This is a genomic window from Amycolatopsis sp. SID8362 (genome assembly GCF_010550475.1).
Taxonomy (GTDB): Bacteria; Actinomycetota; Actinomycetes; order Mycobacteriales; family Pseudonocardiaceae; genus Amycolatopsis; species Amycolatopsis eburnea.
On the sequence record NZ_JAAGNB010000205.1, the window covers coordinates 1 to 2,269 of the forward strand.

A 2,269-nucleotide genomic window follows, 5' to 3' on the forward strand; every position below is an offset into this window, starting at 1 on the left:
GCGGGTCGAGCCGCCCGGCGGCCAGCAGCGGCAGCGCGTCCGCGGGAACCACCGTGACGTCGCCCTTGCGGCCACCGGTGCTCGTCTCGCGCAGGAAGCCGATCCCGCCGCGGCCCGGTCCGGGCTCGACGACGACCGCGGCCGGTCCGCGAGCGCCGGGCAGCACGCGCACACGGTCGCCGGTGATGAGCGTGACCGACTGGCCGTCCGATTGGGGGGCCGGGCTCGCCACCGCCGGAACGGGGAACGCCATTCCCGCCGCCAGCGCGAGTGCCAGTGCCGTTTGTTTCCGACGCACGAGGAGCCTCCCCGAATAGAGATCGGAATTGCCGCCGGCCGCGCTGCGAGCCCCCATGACCCCATTCCGGCGACAGGCGTGGAATGCGAGAGCGACCGGCCTCCGCACTTTACGACGCGGGGATGTGGTGTCAATCACCCGTCGCGGTCGAAAAAAGGGTCAGGGTTTCGCGAGCTCGGCTTCCGTCAGCGCCCGCACGACGTCGGCGCGCCGCTCGGGCGACTCGCGGACCGTCCGGCTCATCTCGACGTGCAGGAAGACCGTGTCGTCCGAGGCGGCCATCCGGCCCTGGACGTTCGTCGTGCCTTCCAGGCCCTTGCACCGCTCTTCCCAGGCGCGGCACACGGCGAACCCGTCCGCGGTCAGCCGGTCGGCCGCGCGCCGGGCCGCGTCGCCGGCGACCGTGGCGCCCGAAGAGAGCACTATGTCCGTCGAAGGCAGGTTCTGGTCGTGGAAGCCGTGCAGCTGGACCTGCGCCAGCCCGCGGCCCGCGAGCGCGGTGGCGACGACGTGGAACACCGAATCCTCTTCGTGCGCGACGTCGGCCTGGCTGTTGTCCGCCTTCCGGTGCGCGCCCGCGACCAGCAGCACCGCGCCCGGCACGCGCCGGAACAGGTCGACGCCGAAGAGTTCCGTGCGCAGGTCGAACGCCGGGTGCGGCACCTCGACCGCGAGCGACGGCGGCGCCGACCGGTCGATGACGTACATCCCCCACGCCCGGTCGGTGCCCGTCTCGTTCACCGCGATCGTGTACGGCCGCCCGGTCGCCGGGTCGACGCCGTCGCGCACCGAAAAGCCGAGCCGCGCGAAGTCCGCGGTGCCGCGGCGATCCAGGACGGCGGCGAAGCCGGTGGCCGCCGTGCGACGTTCGTCGGATTTCGGTGAGCGGTACTCCTGGTCCGCGGACAGCCCGGAGGTGAACTGCGTTACGAGGGAATCCAAACCGGCCTCCGGCGCGGGCGGTGGTGGCTCGTCGTCACCGAGGACCAGCACCAGCGTCAAGGCCAGTCCCAGCGCGACGACCACGCCGGCCACGCTGAGCAACGTCCGGGGCCGACTGATCACCACCCGGAGTGTACTGACTCCATCCAGCCGTCACCCATGGCCGCTGTTTGTCGCACGATGGGGTGAGTTGTACCGTCACCGCTGACAACTTCGAGACTTTCACGTGACCCGAAAGAGTGGACCTTCCGCTAACGGCCCCTGGTGGCCGGCGAGCTTCCGGGATCGCCCGACTGAAAGGCCCTGGGGAGACCAGGTGAACCGGCCAAAACCGCACGACGATCGAGCCGCCCGGTTGCGCGCGCAGATCCCGGAAGCGGGGTTCCCGCGCGGCGTGGGCGTCGCGTCCGCGACCACCTTCGCGTTGCTGCTGCTCATCGCGGCCTTCACCGCGCTCTACCTGTCCACCGCGGGCCCGCTGTCCCTGATCCGCGCCGGCGACCAGTCCGGCCGGGTCTCCGACGAGGTCGCCGCGAGCCGCCAGCGGACCACCGCCGGGCTCGCGCAGAGCGTCGCGACGTCGGCGACGGCCGCCGCCGGTGACCTGCAGGTCGCGGCCGGCTCCGGGGTCTTCGACACCGCAGACGACGCCGCGCTCCTCACCCGGCTGGGCGAAACCTACGACGACTGGCGCGGCATCGCCGTCTACGACGTGGCCGCGCAGAAGGTGGCGGCCACGCGCGGCGAGCCGGTGCCGGTGGAGACGCTGCGCGGGGTCCCCGTCGCGAACCTCACGGTCCGCCCGGTCGCCCGCCCCGGCGACACCCCGCTGGTGCTCACCGCGCTCCCGCTGACCGGTACCCGCGCCGGCAAGCTCCTCGTCGTCTCGACCGCGTTGCGCGGCATCGGCGGCGACCTGGACGCGAGCACCCAGCAGCAGGTCCGCCTGGTCACCTCGGACGGCGCGGTGCTGCACACGCACGGCACCGACGTCGCCGCGACCGACCGGCCCGCCCAGGAACTGCTCGC

General features: G+C 72.9%; 3 protein-coding genes. 1 reads left to right on the forward strand and 2 read right to left on the reverse strand.

The window, feature by feature from the left end; all coding sequences use genetic code 11:
* The coding region (locus G3I65_RS07390; RefSeq protein ID WP_160695418.1) for a hypothetical protein at positions 1–298 on the reverse strand (298 nt) is incomplete at its 3' end.
* Positions 299–457: 159 nt separating this feature from the next.
* Positions 458–1,363: a hypothetical protein gene (locus G3I65_RS07395; RefSeq protein ID WP_309235315.1), complete on the reverse strand. Its 906-nt coding sequence runs from the start codon at positions 1,361–1,363 to the stop codon at positions 458–460.
* Positions 1,364–1,556: 193 nt separating this feature from the next.
* On the opposite strand from G3I65_RS07395, the gene G3I65_RS07400 reads away from it, so the two are divergent.
* Positions 1,557–2,269: hypothetical protein (locus tag G3I65_RS07400; protein WP_160695419.1), on the forward strand; the 713-nt coding region annotated here is incomplete at its 3' end.